The organism is Pseudomonas sp. SbOxS1, from assembly GCF_013416725.1.
Classification (GTDB): domain Bacteria; phylum Pseudomonadota; class Gammaproteobacteria; order Pseudomonadales; family Pseudomonadaceae; genus Aquipseudomonas.
The window spans coordinates 26,210-47,184 of record NZ_JAAVXC010000003.1 but is presented as its reverse complement, the minus strand read 5'-3'; the positions used below and the strand labels follow the sequence as shown (position 1 = coordinate 47,184).

At 63.0% G+C, this 20,975-nt stretch carries 8 protein-coding genes; 4 read left to right on the top strand and 4 right to left on the bottom strand.

Annotated features, from left to right (window positions below; genetic code table 11):
* Positions 1 to 327 precede the first annotated feature (327 nt).
* Both HFK74_RS04440 and HFK74_RS04435 read left to right on the top strand, forming a co-directional pair.
* Positions 328 to 13,323: a non-ribosomal peptide synthetase gene (locus HFK74_RS04440; protein ID WP_180202516.1), complete on the top strand. Its 12,996-nt coding sequence runs from the start codon at positions 328 to 330 to the stop codon at positions 13,321 to 13,323.
* Positions 13,324 to 13,528: 205 nt separating this feature from the next.
* Positions 13,529 to 14,341 carry an alpha/beta fold hydrolase gene (locus HFK74_RS04435; RefSeq protein WP_180202515.1) on the top strand — a complete coding sequence of 271 codons (813 nt, stop codon included), beginning with the start codon at positions 13,529 to 13,531 and terminating at the stop codon, positions 14,339 to 14,341.
* A gap of 116 nt (positions 14,342 to 14,457) precedes the next feature.
* On the opposite strand, the gene dsbG is transcribed toward HFK74_RS04435, so the two are convergent.
* From dsbG to HFK74_RS04415, 4 genes are all read right to left on the bottom strand, one after another.
* Positions 14,458 to 15,225, bottom strand: a complete 768-nt coding sequence (gene dsbG, locus HFK74_RS04430; RefSeq protein WP_180202514.1) for a thiol:disulfide interchange protein DsbG — start codon at positions 15,223 to 15,225, stop codon at positions 14,458 to 14,460.
* Positions 15,201 to 16,055 (bottom strand): TlpA disulfide reductase family protein, encoded by an 855-nt coding sequence (locus HFK74_RS04425; RefSeq protein ID WP_008056455.1) that lies wholly within the window; start codon positions 16,053 to 16,055, stop codon positions 15,201 to 15,203. Before HFK74_RS04425 ends, dsbG begins: the two co-directional genes overlap by 25 nt.
* Complete coding sequence (gene dsbD, locus HFK74_RS04420) at positions 16,055 to 17,791, bottom strand: protein-disulfide reductase DsbD (protein ID WP_180202513.1); 1,737 nt, start codon at positions 17,789 to 17,791, stop codon at positions 16,055 to 16,057. The genes HFK74_RS04425 and dsbD overlap by 1 nt, the downstream gene beginning before the upstream one ends.
* Before the next feature lie 100 nt (positions 17,792 to 17,891).
* Positions 17,892 to 18,629 carry a hypothetical protein gene (locus HFK74_RS04415; protein WP_180202512.1) on the bottom strand — a complete coding sequence of 246 codons (738 nt, stop codon included), beginning with the start codon at positions 18,627 to 18,629 and terminating at the stop codon, positions 17,892 to 17,894.
* Between the two features lie 333 nt (positions 18,630 to 18,962).
* On the opposite strand from HFK74_RS04415, the gene HFK74_RS04410 reads away from it, so the two are divergent.
* Positions 18,963 to 19,646 carry a response regulator gene (locus HFK74_RS04410; protein WP_180202511.1) on the top strand — a complete coding sequence of 228 codons (684 nt, stop codon included), beginning with the start codon at positions 18,963 to 18,965 and terminating at the stop codon, positions 19,644 to 19,646.
* Positions 19,643 to 20,968: an ATP-binding protein gene (locus HFK74_RS04405; protein WP_180202510.1), complete on the top strand. Its 1,326-nt coding sequence runs from the start codon at positions 19,643 to 19,645 to the stop codon at positions 20,966 to 20,968. Before HFK74_RS04410 ends, HFK74_RS04405 begins: the two co-directional genes overlap by 4 nt.
* The last annotated feature ends 7 nt before the right edge of the window (positions 20,969 to 20,975 follow it).

The following is a 20,975-nucleotide window of genomic DNA, read 5'->3' as shown; positions in this document are numbered from 1 at the left end:
GGGGCCGTCCTACACATCGAGCGACAAATTATGTTGAATGATAATGATTGTCAATTGAGAAAGAGAAGTAATGCTCCTTGAAGGTGCAGAGTGAGAACTGCGACACGCTGACGCGCCACGGCCTGCTTGGTGCGCAAGGCTGTCGACTAATTATTTGCCAAGGTCATCCGTTCTCATTGGTGAATGGCTCCGGGCTGCAGCCCCGGACACCACAGCATTGCCAATGCCTTGCGCGGTCGGCGAAGACCGCGTCCCGCATGCCCCCCGATGGGGCGTGACGTTACGACACCGATTCCAATTGCAAGCCGAATTCAGGCAGGAAACCTCATGACCGACGCGTTCGAACTCCCCAGCACTCTGGTCCAAGCCCTCCAGCGCCGCGCGGCCCTGACGCCGGATCGGGTGGCCTTGCGTTTTCTCGCCGAAACCCAGGATCAGGCTGTGGTGCTCAGTTATCGCGAGCTGGATCAGCGGGCGCGGACGATTGCCGGCGCGCTGCAGGCCGAGGCCGGTTTTGGCGAGCGCGCGGTGTTGCTGTTTCCCAGTGGGCCTGATTACGTCGCGGCGTTCTTCGGCTGCCTGTATGCCGGGGTGATCGCGGTGCCGGCCTATCCGCCGGAGTCGGCGCGTCGGCATCATCAGGAGCGGTTGCTGTCGATCATCGGCGATGCCGAGCCGCGCCTGTTGCTGACCAGTGCCGGCCTGCGCGATTCGCTGCTGCAAATCGAAGGCGCGCCGCCGTTGTTGTGTGTCGATACCCTCGACATCGCCCACGCCGATCGCTGGGTCGCGCCTGCCCTGGCAGACGATGACATCGCCTTCCTGCAATACACCTCCGGTTCCACCGCATTGCCCAAGGGCGTGCAGGTCAGCCACGGCAACCTGGTGGCCAACGAATTGCTGATCCGCCACGGTTTCGGCATCGACCTGAACCCCGACGACGTGATCGTCAGCTGGCTGCCGCTGTACCACGACATGGGCCTGATCGGCGGTTTGTTGCAGCCGATTTTCAGTGGTGTGCCGTGCGTGTTGATGTCGCCGGCGTACTTCCTCGGTCGGCCGCTGCGCTGGCTCGAAGCGATCAGTGAATACGGCGGGACTATTAGTGGCGGGCCGGATTTTGCCTATCGTCTGTGCAGCGAACGGGTCAGTGAGTCGGCCTTGGAACGCCTCGACCTGAGCGGCTGGCGCGTGGCCTATTCCGGATCGGAACCGATTCGCCTCGACACCCTGGAACGCTTCGCCGAGAAGTTCGCCAGCTGCGGTTTCACCGAAGACAGTTTCATGGCCTCCTACGGTCTCGCGGAAGCCACGCTATTCGTGGCCGGTACTCCGCGGGGCCAAGGCATCGGCAACCTGCGGGTGGACGATCAGGCCCTGGCGCAAAACCGTGCCGAAGCGGGCGAGGGCAGCGCGATCATGAGCTGCGGCATCAGCCAGCCGGAGCACGCGGTGTTGATCATGGACCCGGCGTCGCTCAGCGAACTGGCTGACAACGCGGTCGGTGAAGTCTGGGCCGCTGGGCCGAGCATCGCCCACGGCTACTGGCGCAACCCAGAGGCCTCGGCCAAGACCTTCGTCCAGCACGCCGATAAAAAATGGCTGCGCACCGGTGACCTGGGTTTCATCCGCGACGGTGAACTGTTCATCACCGGGCGCCTGAAAGACATGCTGATCGTTCGCGGCCACAACCTGTATCCACAGGACATCGAGCAGACCGTCGAACGTGAAGTGGAGGTGGTGCGCAAAGGGCGCGTCGCCGCCTTTGCGGTGAATATCGACGGTCAGGAAGGCATCGGCATCGCCGCGGAAATCAGCCGCAGCGTACAAAAAATCCTCCCGCCCGAGGCCTTGATCAAGGCCATCCGCCAGGCCGTGGCCGAGGCGTATCAGCAAGCGCCGAGCGTGGTGGTGTTGCTCAATCCGGGCGCCTTGCCCAAGACTTCCAGCGGCAAACTGCAACGCTCGGCGTGCCGCAATCGCCTGGCCGATGGCAGCCTCGACAGTTATGCGCTGTTCCCTTCGGCTGCCACAGAAAGCGTAGGCAACGGCGAATCCGCCTCGGAGCTGCAAAGCCTGATCGGTCAGATCTGGTGTGAGCAATTGCAGGTCAAACAGGTCGCTGCCGACGATCATTTCTTCCTGCTGGGCGGTAACTCCATTGCGGCCACGCAAGTGGTGGCGCGCCTGCGGGAAACACTCGGCCTGGAGTTGAACCTGCGCCTGCTGTTCGAAGCACCGACCCTTGGCGCCTTCGCCGACGCGGTGGCGCGGCAACAGCAGGACGGTGGCCTCGCCCAGGGTGCGATCACCACGCTGTCGCGCAGCGAGGCCATGCCGCAATCCCTGGCGCAGAATCGCTTGTGGATCACCTGGCAACTCGACCCGCAGAGCAGCGCCTACAACATTCCCGGTGCCTTACGCCTGCGTGGCGAACTGGACGAAGACGCCCTGCGCGGCAGTTTCCAGCAGTTGATCGAACGCCACGAATCCCTGCGCACGCGCTTCTTCGAGCGTGACGGGGTGGCGCTGCAGCAGGTGGATGCGGCCGCTGAATTCAATCTGCAACGCATCGACATCAGCGATCTGCCGGTGGCCGAGCGTGAAGCCCGCGCCCAGCAAATCCGCGAGGACGAAGCGCGCACTCAGTTCGACCTGGAGAAAGGTCCGTTGCTCTGGGTGACGCTGGTGCGCCTCGACGACGAAGATCACCAGTTGCTGGTGACGCTGCACCACATCATCGCCGATGGCTGGTCGATGAACGTGTTGATCGACGAATTTTCCCGGCTGTACGCGGCGGCTGCGCAAGGACAACAGGCCACGCTCGCGCCATTGCCAACCCAGTACGCCGACTACGGCAGCTGGCAGCGCCAATGGCTGGCGCAAGGGGAGGGCGAGCGCCAACTGGCTTACTGGAAAGCGCAGTTGGGCGAGGAGCATCCAACCCTGGACCTGGCCTGCGACCACCCGCGCTCGGCGCAACAGCTGCACAGCGCCGCCCGCCATACCGTGCGCCTGGGGGCGGACTTGAGCGATGCCATTCGCCAGACCGCCCAGGCCCACCAAGCCACGCCGTACATGCTGTTGCTCGCCGCATTCCAGAGCCTGTTGCATCGCTACAGCGGTGCGCGCGACATCCGCATCGGCGTGCCCAATGCCAACCGTCCGCGCCTGGAAACCCAAGGCCTGATCGGCTTCTTCATCAACACCCAGGTGCTGCGCGCCGAGGTGGATTCGCGACTGCCATTCATTGAGCTGCTGGCACAAACCCGCCAGGCCGCGTTGGGTGCACAGGCGCATCAGGACCTGCCGTTCGAGCAACTGCTTGAGGCCTTCCCGCAGGCGCGCGAACAGGGCCTGTTCCAGGTCATGTTCAACCACCAGCAACGCGATCTCAGCGCCTTGAAACGCTTGCCGGGGCTGCTCGCCGAAGAGCTGCCGTGGCACAGTCGCGAGGCCAAGTTCGACCTGCAGTTGCACAGCGAAGAAGATCGCAACGGGCGCTTGAGCCTGTCCTTCGACTACGCCAGCGAGCTGTTCGATGCAGCGACCATCGAGCGTCTGGCTGAGCATTACCGCAACCTGTTGCGCGCCATCAGTAAGCAAGCGCAAACCGCCATCGGCGACCTGCCACTGCTGACCGGGCCTGAGTCCGATCAGCAAGCGCAGTGGGCCGTTGCACCGTGCGCGCCTGCCCGCCGCTGGCTGCCGGAGCTGCTCAACGATCAGGCACGCCTGACCCCGGAACGCACCGCGCTGCTGTGGGACGACGGCAGCCTCGATTTTGCCGAACTGCATGCCCAGGCCAATCGCCTGGCCCACTACCTGCGCGACAAAGGCGTCGGCCCGGATGTGTGCGTGGCGATTGCTGCCGAGCGTTCGCCGCAACTGCTGATCGGCCTGCTGGCGATCATCAAGGCCGGTGGCGCCTACGTGCCACTCGATCCGGATTACCCCGCCGAACGCCTGGCCTACATGCTCAGCGACAGCTGCGTCGAATTGCTGCTGACGCAAACTCAATTGCTCGAGCGCTTGCCAGCGACCGACGGTGTCAGCGTGATCGCGATGGACGCCCTGCATCTGGAAAACTGGCCAAGCCACACACCGGGCTTGCACCTGCACGGCGACAACCTCGCCTACGTGATCTACACCTCCGGATCGACCGGGCAACCGAAAGGCGTCGGCAACACCCACGCGGCCCTCGCCGAACGCCTGCAATGGATGCAGGACACCTACCGCCTGAATGAAACCGATGTGCTGATGCAGAAGGCGCCGATCAGTTTCGACGTGTCGGTGTGGGAGTGCTTCTGGCCGCTGATCACCGGGGCCCGGCTGCTGCTTGCCGGGCCGGGTGAGCACCGTGATCCACAGCGCATCGCGCAGCTGGTTCAAGCGTACGGCGTGACCACGCTGCACTTCGTGCCGCCGCTGCTGGCGTTGTTCATCGACGAACCGCTCAGCGCCGAATGCACCAGCCTGCGTCGGCTGTTCTGCGGTGGCGAAGCGCTGCCGGCCGAGTTGCGCAACCGCGTGCTGCAGCAACTGCCGGCCGTGCAGTTGCACAACCGCTACGGCCCGACCGAAACCGCGATCAACGTGACCCATTGGCACTGCTCCCGTGCGGATGGCGAGCGCTCGCCGATTGGCCGGCCGCTGGGCAACGTGATCTGCCGCGTACTCGACAGTGATCTGAATCCCGTACCGGCCGGCGTGCCGGGCGAACTGTGCATCAGCGGCATCGGCCTGGCCCGCGGTTATCTGGGGCGCCCGGGCCTGACCGCCGAGCGTTTTGTCGTCGATCCGCTGGGCGAGCAGGGCGCGCGTCTGTACCGTACCGGTGACCGCGCGCGCTGGACCACCGATGGCGTGATCGAATACCTCGGACGTCTCGATCAGCAGGTCAAGTTGCGCGGCTTTCGCGTCGAGCCGGAAGAAATCGAAGCGCGGCTGTTGGCGCAAGTCGGTGTCGCCCAAGCCGTGGTGCTGGTGCGCGAAACATCGGCCGGTGGCCAGTTGATCGGCTACTACACCGCCGATTCCACCGAATCCGCAGAAGCCCAAAACACCCGCCTGAAAACCGCACTGGCGGCCGAACTGCCGGAATACATGGTCCCGGCACAGCTGATGCGCCTGGACGCGATGCCCCTCAGCCCGAGCGGCAAACTCGACCGTCGTTCCCTGCCGGAACCGCAGTGGCAGGTGCGCGAACACGTCGAACCAGTGACCGAACTGCAACAGCAGATCGCCGGCATCTGGCGTGACGTGCTGGGCCTCGCGCAAGTCGGCCTGCACGATGACTTCTTCGCCCTCGGCGGCCATTCGCTGCTGGCCACGCAAATCATTTCCCGCACGCGCCAGGCCTGCGACGTCGAGTTGCCGTTGCGCGCGCTGTTCGAAAACAGTGATCTGGGCGCCTTTGCCGAACAGGTGCGCCTGATCCAGGCCAGCGGCCGTACCAACGAACAGCCACCGATTGCCAAAGTCGACCGTAGCCAAGCGGTGCCGCTGTCCTACTCGCAGCAGCGCATGTGGTTCCTCTGGCAGATGGAGCCGGACAGCCCGGCCTATAACGTCGGCGGCATGGCGCGCTTGCGTGGGGTGCTGGATGTTGGGCGTTTCGAGGCCGCGTTGCAGGCCTTGATCATGCGTCACGAAACCCTGCGCACCACCTTCCCGAGCGTCGATGGCGTCGCGCGCCAGCAGGTGCATACCTCAACTTCAGTGCGCATGGACTGCAAGGACTTCACCGCGCTGGATGCCGATGGCCGCGAGTGGCAAGTGCAGCAACTGGCCGACGATGAGGCACACAAACCCTTCGACCTGGAAACCGGACCGCTGCTGCGCGCCTGCCTGGTCAAGACCGCCGAGCAGGAACACTACCTGGTGCTGACCCTGCACCACATCGTCACCGAAGGCTGGGCGATGGACATCTTTGCCCGGGAACTCAGTGCGCTGTACGAAGCCTTGGTCGAGGACCGCGAATCACCGCTGGCACCGTTGCCGGTGCAGTACCTGGATTACAGCGTCTGGCAGCGCCAATGGCTGGAGTCCGGTGAACGCCAGCGCCAGCTCGACTACTGGACGGCGCAACTGGGCCGTGAGCATCCGCTGCTGGAGTTGCCGGCCGACCGTCCGCGTCCACCGGTACAGAGCCACCAGGGCGAGTTGTACCGTTTCGACCTGAGCGATGACCTGGCGGCACGGGTGCGCGCCTTCAATGCGCAAAACGGTTTGACCCTGTTCATGACCATGACCGCCGCCCTGGCCACGCTGCTGTATCGCTATAGCGGCCAGACCGACCTGCGCATCGGCGCGCCGGTGGCCAACCGGATTCGCCCGGAAAGCGAAGGGCTGATCGGTGCGTTCCTCAACACCCAGGTGCTGCGTTGCCAGCTCGATGGGCAGATGTCCGTCGGCGAGTTGTTCGAGCAGGTTCGCCACACCGTGATCGAGGGCCAGTCCCATCAGGACCTGCCGTTCGATCATCTGGTGGAGGCCTTGCAGCCACCGCGCAGCGCCGCCTACAACCCGTTGTTCCAGGTGATGTGCAACGTGCAGCGCTGGGAGTTCCAGCAGAGCCGCACCCTGGCCGGCATGACCGTGCAATACCTGGCCAACGATGCCCGCGCGACCAAGTTCGACCTCAACCTGGAAGTCACCGACCTCGACCATCGCCTCGGTTGCTGCCTGACCTACAGCACCGATCTGTTCGACGAGCCGCGCATTGCTCGCATGGCCGCCCATTGGCGCAACCTGCTGGAGGCGCTGATTGCCGATCCGCAGCAACGCCTCAGTGAGTTGCCGTTGCTCGAAGCCGGCGAACAGCAACAGCTGCTCGACAGCCTTGGCGTCGAGCCGGGCGAGCATCGACTCGACCAGTGCATCCATCAGTTGTTCAGCGAACAGGCCCTGGCGCGTCCCGATGCACCGGCCCTGACCTTTGCCGGGCAAACCCTGAGCTACGCCGAACTCGACAGCCGCGCCAATCGCCTGGCCTGGATGCTGCGCGAGCGCGGCGTCGGCCCGCAGGTGCGCGTGGGCCTGGCGCTGGAGCGGTCGCTGGAGATGGTCATCGGCCTGCTGGCGATCCTCAAGGCCGGCGGCGCCTACGTGCCGCTGGACCCGGAATACCCGCTGGATCGCTTGCACTTCATGATCGAAGACAGCGGCGTCGGTTTGCTGCTCAGTGACGCGGCGATGTTCCAGGCCCTTGGCGATTTGCCCGCGGGCGTCGGCCGCTGGTGCCTCGAGGAAGACACGGCGGCGCTGGCCAATTATCCGCTGTCCGAACTGCCATCCATCAGCTTGCCACAACATCAGGCGTACCTGATCTACACCTCGGGCTCCACCGGTAAACCAAAAGGCGTGGTGGTGTCCCACGGCGAAATCGCCATGCATTGCCGCGCGGTGATCGAGCGTTTCGGCATGCGCCCGGACGACTGCGAGTTGCACTTCTATTCGATCAACTTCGACGCCGCCACCGAGCGTCTATTAGTGCCGCTGTTGAGCGGTGCCCAGGTGGTGCTGCGCGCCCAGGGCCAATGGGACGCGCAAGAAATCTGCGGGCTGATCCGTCGTCACCACATCAACATCCTAGGTTTCACCCCGAGCTACGGCAGCCAGTTGGCGCAGTGGCTGGCGACGCAAAACGCAACCTTGCCGGTGCGCATGATCATCACCGGTGGCGAGGCGCTGACTGGTGAACACCTGGCGCGGATTCGTGCGGCGTTCAATCCGGAGCGGTTCTTCAATGCCTACGGCCCGACGGAAACCGTGGTCATGCCTCTGGCCAGCCTGGCCCCCGAGGTGTTGGAGGAAGGCGCCGGCAGCGTGCCGATCGGCAGGGTGATCGGCAATCGCGTGGCGTACATTCTCGATGCCGACCTGGCGCTGGTGCCGCAGGGCGCGACCGGCGAGTTGTATGTCGGTGGTGCCGGCCTGGCCCAGGGTTATCACCAGCGTGCGGGCATGACGGCGGAGCGCTTTGTTGCCGATCCGTTTGCCGGCAACGGCGGGCGTATCTACCGCACCGGCGACCTGGTGCGCCAGCGTGCCGATGGCCTTGTGGAATACCTCGGGCGTATCGACCATCAAGTGAAGATTCGCGGTTTCCGCATCGAGCTGGGCGAGATCGAAACCCGTTTGCTGGAACATGAATCGGTACGTGAAGCGGTGGTGTTGGCGCTCGATGCACCGAGCGGCAAGCAACTGGTCGGCTATCTGGTCACGGACGTTGCCGAACAGGACCCGTCGCAACAAACCGCACTGCGTGAATCACTCAAGTCGCACCTCAAGGCCCAGCTGCCGGATTACATGGTGCCCACGCACCTGATCCTGCTGGCGAGCATGCCGCTGACCGCCAACGGCAAGCTCGACCGCCGCGCACTGCCGGCGCCAGACCCGGAGCTGAACCGTCAGCACTATGTGGCGCCCAGCAACGAGCTGGAGCTGACGTTGGCGCAGATCTGGTGCGAAGTGCTGAACGTCGAACAGGTCGGGCTCAACGATAACTTCTTCGAGCTCGGTGGCGACTCGATCCTGTCGATTCAGGTGGTCAGCCGTGCGCGTCAGCAGGGCATTCACTTCAGCCCCCGCGACCTGTTCCAGCATCAGACCGTACAGACTCTCGCCGCCGTGGCGACCCGCACCGAGCAGGTCACTGCCGAGCAAGGTTTGCTCAGCGGCGAGTCGCGCCTGACGCCGATCCAGCACTGGTTCTTCGACACCGCCATTCCCCAGCGCCAACACTGGAACCAGGCGTTGCTGTTGCAACCGAGCGAGGCCCTGGAACCCCATTGCCTGGAGCAAGCGCTGTTGGCGGTGATTGAACAGCACGATGCGTTGCGCTTGCGCTTCAGCCAGGTAGGCGGTCAATGGCAGGCGAAGCACCAGGCGCTTTCCGACATGCCGGTACTGTGGCAAGTCCGCGTCGCGTCCATGGACAAATGCGCCGCCCTGTTCGCCGACGCCCAGCGCAGCCTCGATCTCGAAGAGGGGCCGTTGCTGCGGGTGTTGCTGGTCGATGGTCCCCAGGGTCAGCAGCGCTTGTTCATCGCGATTCACCACCTGGTGATCGACGGCGTTTCATGGCGCGTGCTGCTGGACGATTTGCAGAACGTCTATCGCCAACTCGACGCGCAGCAGCCGGTGAAACTGCCGGCCAAGACCAGCGCCTTCAAGGACTGGGCCGCCCGCTTGCAGGCCTATGCCGGCAGCGAATCCCTGCGTGAAGAGCTGGGCTGGTGGCAGGATCAATTGGCCGGGCCGAGCGCCAAATTGCCCTGCGATCGACCGGAGGGCGGTCGTCAGCATCGCCATGCGCAAACCGTCAGCGTGCGCCTCGACAGCGAGCGCACCCGACAATTGCTGCAACAGGCGCCGAGTGCTTATCGCACCCAGGTTAACGACCTGCTGCTGACCGCGTTGGCCCGTGTGCTGTGCCGTTGGAGCGGTCACGCGTCGGCGCTGATTCAACTCGAAGGCCATGGCCGCGAGGCGCTGTTCGACGAAATCGACCTGACCCGCACCGTCGGCTGGTTCACCAGCGCTTACCCGCTGCGCCTGACGCCGTCGAACATCGAGGAGGCGGCCGGGCAGGGCACATCGATCAAGGCGATCAAGGAGCAACTGCGCGCCGTGCCGCACAAAGGCCTGGGGTATGGCGTGCTGCGTTATCTGGCGGATGAGCCGAGCCGCCAGCGCATGGCCGAACTGCCGGCGGCGCCGATCACCTTCAACTACCTGGGGCAGTTCGACCAGAGCTTTGCGGCCGATGCGCTGTTCCATCCGCTGGATGAAGCCATTGGCGCGGCCTTTGATGCGCAGGCGCCGCTACCCAATGAATTGAGCGTCGACAGTCAGGTCTACGGCGGCGAACTGGTGCTGCGCTGGACCTTCAGCGCCGAACGGTATGAGCCTCAGACCATTAGCGAGCTGGCCGATGCCTACCTGGGCGAATTGCGCAGCCTGATCGAGCACTGTCTGCGCGATGACGCGGGCGGCCTGACGCCGTCGGATTTCCCGCTGGCGAAACTGAACCAGACGCAACTGGATGCGCTGCCGATTGCCGCGGCGCAGATCGAAGACGTCTACCCGCTGACGCCGATGCAGGAAGGCATGCTGCTGCACACGCTGCTGGAACCCGGCACGGGCCTGTACTACATGCAGGATCGCTACCGCATCAACAGCGAGCTCGATGCGCAACGTTTCGCCCAGGCCTGGCAAGCGGTGATCGCCCGCCACGAAGCCCTGCGCGCATCGTTCTGCTGGAACGTCGGCGAAGACATGCTGCAGGTTATCCACAAGCCGGGCAGCACGCCGATCGAGTACCTGGACTGGAGCGAGATTGCCGCCGCCGAGCAGGAGCCGAAGCTGCAGGCCTTGCTCAAGTCCGAACGCGAGGCCGGGTTCGATCTGCTCAACCAGGCACCGTTCCACCTGCGCTTGATCCGGGTGGGCGCCGCACGTTACTGGTTCATGATGAGCAACCACCACATCCTGATCGATGCCTGGTGCCGCTCGCTGCTGATGAACGACTTCTTCGAGATCTACACCGCCCTCGGCGAAGGCCGGGAAGCGCAGTTGGCCTTGCCGCCGCGTTACCGCGACTACATCGCCTGGTTGCAACACCAGAGCCTGGCCGAAGCGCGGCAATGGTGGAAAACCAATCTGCAAGGATTCGAGCGGACCACGCCGATCCCGAGCGACCGGCCGTTCCTGCGCGAACATGCCGGCGACAGCGGCGGCATGATCGTCGGCGACCGCTACACCCGCCTCGATGTCCGTGACGGTGCGCGGCTGCGTGAACTGGCCCAGGCGCATCAGCTGACCATCAACACCTTTGCCCAGGCGGCATGGGCCCTGGTGTTGCGCCGGTTAAGCGGTGATCGCAACGTGCTGTTCGGGGTGACGGTGGCCGGGCGTCCGGTCGAGATGCCGGAGATGCAACGCACCGTCGGCCTGTTCATCAACAGCATTGCGTTGCGGGTGAAAATGCCTGACGACGATCAGCGTTGCAGCGTGCGCCAATGGCTGAGCGGTTTGCTCGACAGCAACATGCAACTGCGTGAGTACGAGTACCTGCCGCTGGTGAGCATCCAGGAAAACAGCGAACTGCCCAAGGGCCAGCCGCTGTTCGACAGCCTGTTCGTGTTCGAAAACGCCCCGGTGGAAGTCTCGGTGCTGGACCGTGCGCAAAGCCTGAAGGCGACCTCGGATTCGGGCCGCACCCACACCAACTTCCCGCTGACGGCGGTGTGTTATCCAGGTGATGACCTGGGCTTGCACCTGTCCTATGACCAGCGGTATTTCGATGAGTCCAGCGTCGAGCGCATGCTTGGCGAGTTCAAGCGCCTGCTGCTGGCGTTGGTAGAGGGGTTCCATGGCGACATGGCAGACCTGCCGCTGCTGGGGGCCGAGGAGCAGGACTTCCTGATCCACGGCTGCAACCAGAGCGAACACAAATACCCCCTGGAGCAGAGCTACGTTGCCTTGTTTGAAGCGCAAGTGGCGGCGCACCCGCAGCGGATTGCCGCCACTTGCCTGGGTCAGCACTACAGCTACCTCGAGTTGAACCAGCGCAGCAACCGCCTCGGCCATGCGCTGATTGCCGCTGGCGTCGGGCTGGATCAACCGGTGGCGCTGCTGGCCGAACGCAGCCTCGATTTGCTCGGCATGATCATCGGCAGCTTCAAGGCGGGGGCGGGTTATCTGCCGCTGGACCCGGGGCTGCCGAGCCAGCGCCTGAGTCGCATCATCGACTTGAGCCGCACGCCGTTGCTGCTGTGCACCCGCGCCTGTCACGCACAAGCACTGGCGTTGCTGGATGAGTTCGGTTGCGCCAGTCGGCCGCGGTTGCTGGTGTGGGAAGAGGTGCAGGCGAGCGATGTCTCGGTGGCCAACCCGGGCATCCACAGCGGGCCGGACAACCTGGCCTACGTGATCTACACCTCCGGCTCCACCGGTTTGCCCAAGGGCGTGATGGTCGAACAGCGCGGCATGCTCAACAATCAGTTGAGCAAGGTGCCGTACCTGAGCCTGGGCGAGGCAGACGTGATTGCCCAGACCGCTTCGCAAAGCTTCGATATTTCGGTCTGGCAGTTCCTCGCCGCGCCGCTGTTCGGCGCGCGGGTGGACATCGTGCCGAACACCATCGCCCACGATCCGCAGGGTTTGCTTGCCCACGTCCAAAGCCAGGGCATCACCGTGCTGGAAAGCGTGCCGTCGCTTATCCAGGGCATGCTCGCCCAGGAACGCATGAGCCTCGATGGCCTGCGCTGGATGCTGCCGACGGGGGAGGCGATGCCGCCGGAGCTGGCGCATCAATGGCTGCTGCGCTACCCGCAGATCGGGCTGGTGAATGCCTATGGCCCGGCGGAATGTTCGGATGACGTGGCGTTTTTCCGCGTCGACATGGCCTCCACCCGCGGCAGCTATTTGCCAATCGGTACGCCGACCGACAACAACCGCCTGTACCTGCTCGATGGCGCGTTGGAACTGGTGCCGCTGGGTGCAGTGGGCGAGTTGTGCGTGGCTGGCACCGGGGTCGGGCGCGGCTACGTCAGCGATCCGTTGCGCACGGCCCAGGTGTTTGTGCCGAACCCGTTCGGCGCACCGGGCGATCGCTTGTATCGCACCGGCGACCTGGCCCGCCGTCGCAGTGACGGCGTGCTGGAATACGTCGGGCGTATCGACCATCAGGTGAAGATTCGCGGCTACCGGATCGAACTGGGTGAAATCGAAGCGCGCCTGCATGAACAGCCGCAAGTCCGCGACGCGGCGGTCGGGGTGCAGGAAGGGGTCAACGGCAAGCACTTGGTGGGTTATCTGGTGGCGGCGGATTCAACGCTGAATCCGGCTGAACACCTGGAGCGCATCAAGCATCGCCTGCGCGCCGAGCTGCCGGAATACATGGTGCCGCTGCATTGGCTGTGGCTAGACAGGCTGCCGCTCAACGCCAACGGCAAACTGGATCGCAAGGCCCTGCCGGCGCTGGAGATCGGCCAGCTGCAAAGCCAGGATTACCAGGCGCCGCGCAACGACCTGGAGCAGACGTTGGCGGACATCTGGACCGAGGTGCTGAAGGTCGAGAAAGTCGGCATCCGCGACAACTTCTTCGAGCTGGGCGGGCATTCGTTGCTGGCCACGCAGATCGCCTCGCGGGTGCAGAAAACCCTGCAGCGCGATGTGCCGCTGCGGGCGATGTTCGAATGCAGCACGGTGGAGGAACTGGCCGGGTACATTGATGGATTGGCGGCCAGCGACATCACCGAGGAGAAGGTGGATCGGTTGAATGACTTGATGGCGGAGCTGGAGGGGCTTTGATTCTCTAGTGCCTGTGCCGGCCCCTTCGCTGGCAAGCCAGCTCCTACAGGGTTTCGTGGTGTTCACATGTTATGTGTTCACCAACGAACCTGTAGGAGCTGGCTTGCCAGCGAAGGGGCCGGTATAGACGCATACAATCGTGTGATTGACGGCAAACCGTCAGCCGCTCAATCTTCCGGCTCCATTTTCAAACGGAGCCACTGCGATGCCCTTCGTAACTATCGACGGCCAACCCCTTCACTACATCGATCAAGGCACCGGCCCAGCCGTCCTGCTGGCCGGCAGCTACCTGTGGGACCAGGCCATGTGGGCCCCGCAGATTACGGTGTTGTCGCAGCAATATCGGGTGATCGCGCTGGACCTGTGGGGCCACGGTGAATCCGGACCGCTGCCTGCCAACACAACCTCGCTGGATGACATCGCACGCCAGGCCTTGGCCCTGCTCGATCACCTGGACATCGATCGCGTGACCCTGGTCGGCCTGTCGGTGGGCGGCATGTGGGGTGTGCGCCTGGCGTTGTCGGCACCGCAACGGCTCAACGGTCTGGTGCTGATGGACACCTACGTCGGTGTCGAGCCCGAACTGACCCGGCAATACTACTTTTCGCTGTTCAAGATGATTGAAGAAACCGGCGTCATTTCCGAGCAATTGCTGGATATCGTGGTGCCGATCTTCTTCCGTCCGGGCATCGATCCGCAGTTGGCGCTGTACCAGGATTTTCGCGCCAAGCTCGCCGCGCTGCCGCCTGAGCGGCTACGTGAAAGCATCGTGCCGATGGGGCGGATTACCTTTGGCCGGGATGATCTGTTGCCGCGTCTGGGCGAGATGGATGCCGCGACCACGCTGCTGATGTGTGGCGATCAGGACAAGCCACGTCCGCCCAGCGAAACAATGGAAATGGCCGGGTTGATCGGTTGCCCGTATGTACTGGTGCCGGAGGCGGGGCATATTTCCAATCTGGAGAATCCGGGGTTTGTGATCGAGGTACTGCTCGAGTTTTTAGCCCAGAGAAATTAGTCGATTGTGATGGCCCCATCGCGAGCAGGCTCGCTCCCACAGGGAAATGCAATCACCTGTGGGAGCGAGCCTGCTCGCGATGGCGGCGGTGAGTTCACCACCGAATCATCGGAAAACTACTTCGGCCCAAGAATCTTCGCCAGCTTGTCCGGCGCCGGCGCCCCCTGCTGTTGCTGCAACTCGCCCTTGTCATCCATGTAGAAGATCGCCGGAGTGGCTTGCAGCTCCAGGTCTTCCATCAGTTTCATATTCGCCGCGAGTTTCGCCTGAATCGCCGGCGGCACATCCTTCAAGGCCTTGAGCGAACTGCTTTTGCCCGCGGCTTCGTGGTCGTACAGGGCTTTTTGCGGATCCTTGGCAGCGAGCAGCGCCGCGGATTTGCCCGGGCTGTCCTCACGGATGATCCCGACCATGATGTGCCGCAACTGCACCTTGCCGGCCTTGACCCACGGCCGCGCCTGTTCCCAGAACATGCTGCAGTAAGGGCAGTTCGGATCGCTGAACATGTAGACGATCCGTGGTGCATCCTTCTTGCCGTCAGCAATCCAGTTGCTTGTTTCCATCTTGGCCCAGACTTCCTTGGACATTGGCGCGTACACCAGTTTCTGTAACGGCGCGCTGCTCAGGTCATTGCCTTCGGCGTCGTACAGATTGCCCAGCAAAACGTGCTTGCCATCGGGCGTCAGGTACAGCGCCATGCCGCGATTCTGGTATTGCGCCGCGTAGCCGCGCAAGCCGTCGGGGGCGTCGAATTGACCGACGATTTTCGCGCCCTTGGCTTCGATCTTCTTGATCGCCTCGGGCAGCTCTTCGGCCTGCACCGTTGGCAGGTGCAGCAGGGCGGCACCCAGGCTCAGGGTCAGCAGGTGGCGGAGGCGGGGCATGGCAATTTCCTTGAAGAAGTGGCAGGTACGGAATCGAAGTTTTCCAGGGCGCGGGCCAGGCTGGCTTGCGACAGCTCGCCCAGATGACTGCCCAGCAGGCGACCGTCGGGGCTATAGAACAGCGTAGTTGGCAATGCCATGGAGCCGACGGCCTGGCCCAGGCGACCGCCGCCGTCGAACAGCACGTTGGACAGGCTCAGGCCTTGGGTTTCCAGGAACGTGCTGACGCTTTGCATGCTTTCGGCCTGGTTGACGAACAGGAAGGTCAGGTCGGGGCGCTGTTGCTGGGCGTGCTCCAGCACCGGCATTTCCCGGCGGCAGGGCGGGCACCAGGTGGCCCAGAGATTGATCACCAGCGGGCCGCCCTTATAGTCCGCCAATTGCACGGTTTCACCGGCGGAATTGCGCAGGCTGATGTCCGGCAGGCGCGTGCCCTGTTCAAAAATGCTCAGCGAGAATGTCGCCAGCAACCAGAACGCCAGGCCGCTGGCCACGCCGAAGCCCAGTGGACGGCGCAGGCCCGGGCGACGCCAGCCTCGGTACAGTGTGGCGAGCACCAGCGCGATAACCCCAGGCCAGGCGAGGAAACCGCCGTCGCGCAGGTCGATGACTTGCCAGGGATCGCTGCGATAGTGCGTCCAGTAAACGGCGACGAAACCGATGCGGGCCGCGAGCATGCCAATCAGGAACAGGCCGAACAGCACCGACTCGGGGTTCTCGCCACCGCGCTTGGCCACCCGCCAACCGACGAACGTTGCCAGCGCCAAGGCACTGATCAGCAGCAGGTGGTTAAGCGCGATGGCAAAGGTGCCGAGGGTAAAAGTCAGCATTAACGGGCGTCTCGGGTGGTGGTCCAGCGTTGCAGGAAAGTGTCGGCATCGACCTCGCCGGTGATGCGCTGGCTACGTCGCTCGATACCGTCGGTGCCTATCCACAGCAAGCTCGGTGGGCCGGGCACTTTATAGCGGCCGAGCAGTTCGCGGCTGGCGGCATTGTCGGCGGTGACATCCAGTCGGAGCAAGCGCACGTCACTCAAGGCTTGCAGTACCTTCGCCTTGCCGAACACCTGTTTTTCCATGACCTTGCACGACACGCACCAGTCGGCGTAGTAGTCCAGCAGCACCCACTGGCCCTGCGCTTGCGCAGCATCGAGTTCCCGTTGCAGGGCCCCGGGGTCCTTGATCGTGGTGAAGGCGTCGTGGCCGCTTGGCACGGCGGCCACGGCCGAGCCGGAAGCGCGAAAGACCTGCAACGGCTTGAACAGATCATCACTGCCCCCCGCCGCGCCGATCAGCAACAGGCTGCCCCACAAACCCAGCAGCAGCGAGGTGGCGCCGAACAGATGGGCGATGCGGCCAAAACCATCCGACTGCTTCCACGCGCTATAAGCCGCGATTACCAGCAATGCACCACACAAGCCGACCCACAGCGATTCATCCAGCACCGGGCGCAGCATCAGCAACGCCGTGGCGAGGAACAGGAAGCCAAAGATGCCCTTGAGCAGATTCATCCAGGCGCCAGGCTTGGGCAGGAAGCGATTGCCGACTGTCACCAGCAGCAACAATGGCACACCGATGCCGATGCCCATGGCAAACAGGATCAAGCCACCGTGCAGCGCGTTGCCGCTCTGCGCGATGTAGAGCAGCGCGCCGGCCAGCGGCGCGGTCATGCACGGGCCGACCAGCAGACCGGATAACGCACCCAGCGCACCGGCGCCGACCAGGCTGCCACCACGCTGATTGCGTGAGACGTTTTCCAGCCGGTCACGCACGGCCACCGGCAGTTGCAGCTCGAAGAAGCCGAACATCGGCAATGCCAGCAGGACGAAAATCGTCGCGAAACTGCCCAGCAGCCAAGGATTCTGCAACCAGGCCTGCAGGTTCGCCCCGAGGGAGGCCGCCAACACACCCATCGCCGCATACACCAGCGCCATGCTCACCACATAACTGCAGGCCAGGGCCACGCCGCGCCTCGGCGTAGCGCCGCTGCCGACGATCAGACCGGCCAGGATGGGCAGCATCGGTAGCGAACACGGGGTGAATGCCAACAGCAGGCCCAGCCCGAAGAACACCAACAGGCTCCAACCCAATGCGCGTTGCTGCAGATTGCTGGCCAGGGCCTGGTCTGGCGCTTCGTCTGCCGCGCCAGCCAGGGATTTACCGCCCAGATCCACGACCTGGGTTTGTGGTGGATAACACAATCCGGCATCGGCACAGCCCTGGAAGCCGACCTTGATCTGGCCGGTCGCGCCTGCCGGGATCTTCAGCTCAAGGCCTTGGCGATAAACCTGCTGTTCGCCGAAGAATTCATCACTGTGGGATTCACCCTCCGGCAGCGCGGGATGCTGGTCGGCAGGCAAACCGTCGAACTTCAAGCGTTTCTGGTACAGGTAATAGCCATCGGCAATCTGCCAGAACAGCTGGGTTTCGCCGGACTCCAGGCGTTCTGAAGTGAAAACGAACGCTTTGCCGACCGGGAGAAAGTCGGGTTTTGTCTCGAACGGATTGGTCCCGGCCTGGGCCAGACCCGAGATCAACAGGACAAAAAGTAAAAAGAGTCGACGCATGGGTAAGCCTTATCCCTGTTCAGGTGAGGTGCACGATGCCGGGTGGCGATTAACCGGTGATTAACCGCCACGCTTTGCTGTCATGGTCTCTGGATGAGGTTTAGTCGCGTAAGAGTCCTGGCCAAGAGATGTCATCGACCTTGATCGGTGCTGAGTCGGCCTTGTTTTTATCCATGTTGTACCTGATGTATTCGTTGTTCGTCAGGAAGATATAGTAATAGTTGTCGGCGAAAGACCGATCGTTTTGTACGGCAGTGATGATTCGATCTTTGTATTTCGCCAGGCCAGGCCATGTGCAGTCGGTTATTTCGTCACGCTCAGCCTCTGGTATCTTCCAATATGACGTGTCGTTGATGCACACGGCTTTATAGTCGACGCTCAAGTAGTAACCGTCGCTCATGAGGAAACGAAAATGTGCACTGTCAACGTCAGAGGTCTGCCACCATGTGCCTGCGACGATCAGAGGAAAGAAAGGAAGCAGGGGGCGCCATGCTGTTTCTAGAACGGGTTTTATATAGATGACTTTATCAGCATCCTGATCATATTTGCAGACCGTTGGTACATTGTCTTTATAAAAAAATAACCACGACGAATCTGCGTCCAACCAGTGGTGGTTGCCGTCGAACATGTTGGTGGTGGTGAAGCCGAAGCGCAGATTTTTGATGTGAGGGTGAAGCGCTTTCCAATTGTTGTTCGATATATCACTGGGGTATCCATCCGGGACTTCGTTGTCGCCAATGTTGAAGCGAGAGTATTTGTTGGTGTCTTTGAAAAAGAAGTGTATGGCATCTTTGCCGGAGCGCCAGTCGACGGCAACAAAGTTCTTGAGTATTGGCATGATCTGATTCCTTTCAGTCAGGTAGGTTTGTTTTCACTAATGGAGGATGTTCTTTGTGAGTTGTGGTTGATTTAAGTTGAGTGCGGATTCAGAATATCGCGATGGAATTTGGTTTTGTGTACTTTTTAAGGGGAGTTTGTTTCGGTTTGAAACCAGGTTGTTTGATCAAACTAAGCAGAAAGCGCTCAAATATCCCGGCGATTATTTAATACCCCCCTGTTACGCTTTGCGACGACTGAATGGAAGACCCTGCTTCTCGTTGGGGGGGGACCTTGCCATAATTGCGGCTTAATCCTGGCTTGCTTCACTCGTGTTTTTACTCATGGAGCACCCATGCACGTACTGGTTTGCGAAGACGATGAGTTGATTGCCAGTGGCATCGTTGCCGGCCTGACAGCCCAGGGCCTGACCGTGGAACACGTCGCCACTGCGTCGGCGGCGCGGGCGATGCTCAAGGTGGCCGAATTCGACGTCATGGTGCTTGACCTGGGGCTGCCGGACGAAGACGGTCTCAAGCTTTTGCAGCAACTGCGCCACAACGGCCTGGAACTGCCGGTACTGATCCTCACGGCCCGCGACTCGGTCACCGACCGTGTCGACGGCCTGCAAGCCGGCGCCGACGATTACCTGCTCAAGCCGTTCGACCTGCGCGAACTCGCCGCACGCCTGCACACGCTGTTGCGGCGGGTAGCGGGGCGCAGCGTCAACCTGATCGAGCACGGTGCCCTGACTTACGACCCGAGCAGCCGCGAAACCACGCTGGGCGGCCAGCCAGTGGACCTGTCGCGCCGCGAGCAGTCGCTGTTGCAGGCGCTGCTGCATAACCGTGGCCGGGTGCTGTCCACCGAGCAGTTGAAAGACAGCGTCTACGGATTCAACGACGAACTGGAAAGCAACGCCCTCAACGTCCATATCCATCACCTGCGGCGCAAACTCGGCAACGGCATCGTCGAGACCGTGCGCGGCCTGGGTTATCGCCTGGGGCCGGCCGATGGAGCAGAGGAATTGAAAAAGTGATGAGCCTGCGTTTGCGCCTGAGCCTGACGCTCGGCGGCGCTTTTGCCCTGATCTGGGCCTTGGCCGCAGCCTGGATGCTCAGCGACCTGCGCAACCAGATGATGTTTTCCCTCGACCAGCGCCTGGTGGCCTCGGCGCGCATGGTCGCCGGGCTCATGGAGCAATTGCCGCCGTTGCCGAGCAAGGGCGAGGGCACCCATTTCAGTGCCGAGCAACTGAACATTCCCGGCGGCATGGCGTGCCAGGTCAGTTCGTTGCGCGGTGAAATCCTCGCCCGCAGCCACAGTGATCCGGGACAAACCCTGGAAGCCGAGAAAATGGGATTCCACGACCAGATCATCGACGGCGCGCCGTGGCGCAGTTTCACCCTGGCCCGTGGCGACCTGCGAATCACTACGGCCGATCGGCAGATCGAACGCGAGGCGTTGAACATGTCGATCCTGCTGGCCGCTTCGGTACCGGTGGGCGTGGCGCTGCTCGGTTGCCTGTGCCTGCTCTGGCTCGGCATCGGCCAGGGCCTGGCACCGCTCAATCGCATGCGCGACGCCTTGATGCGCCGCAGCCCCGACTCCCTCGAGCCTTTGCAGGTCCAGCCGTTGCCCAGCGAGCTGCAACCCTTGCTCGACACGCAGAACCAGTTGTTCCAGCGCATCGGCAAGACCATCGAACGCGAACGCCGGCTGACCGGTGACGCGGCCCATGAATTGCGCAGCCCGCTGACCGCGATCAAGACTCACCTGCAGGTGGCGCGCATGACCGAAGGCGCGGCCCGTGATCAGTCCCTGGCCCGGGCCGAAGAGGGCGCCGACCGCCTGCATCGCACCCTCGAGCAACTGCTGTTGCTGGCGCGGGTCGAGGGCAGCCTGTCGTTTGACGATGGCGTGCAGTGCAGTGCCGAGCAGGTGGCGAAACTGGCGATACAGGACACGGCCGGCGGTGATCGTCAACGCATCAGGCTCCAGCTGCCGACCAGGGTTTCCCACGCCCCGGTGAAAATGCCCTCGGTGCTGTCGATTGCCGCACTGCGCAACCTCCTGGACAACGCCTTGCGCCATACGCCTGGTGACGGGCCGGTGGAACTGAGCCTGCAAACCACCGGCAACCGCGTGCAGTTCGTGGTGCGCGACCATGGCCCGGGCATTGCCGATGACGACCTGCAACACCTGACCCAACGCTTCTGGCGCAACGGCCAGAGCAACGGCTGCGGCCTCGGCCTGGCGATTGTCCAGGCGATCGTCCAGCGCTGCGGCTGTACCCTGCATTTCGACAGTCGGCCGGATGGCTTGCGGGTGGAGCTGACGATGCCGTTGCAACCGGTGTAACGACCAC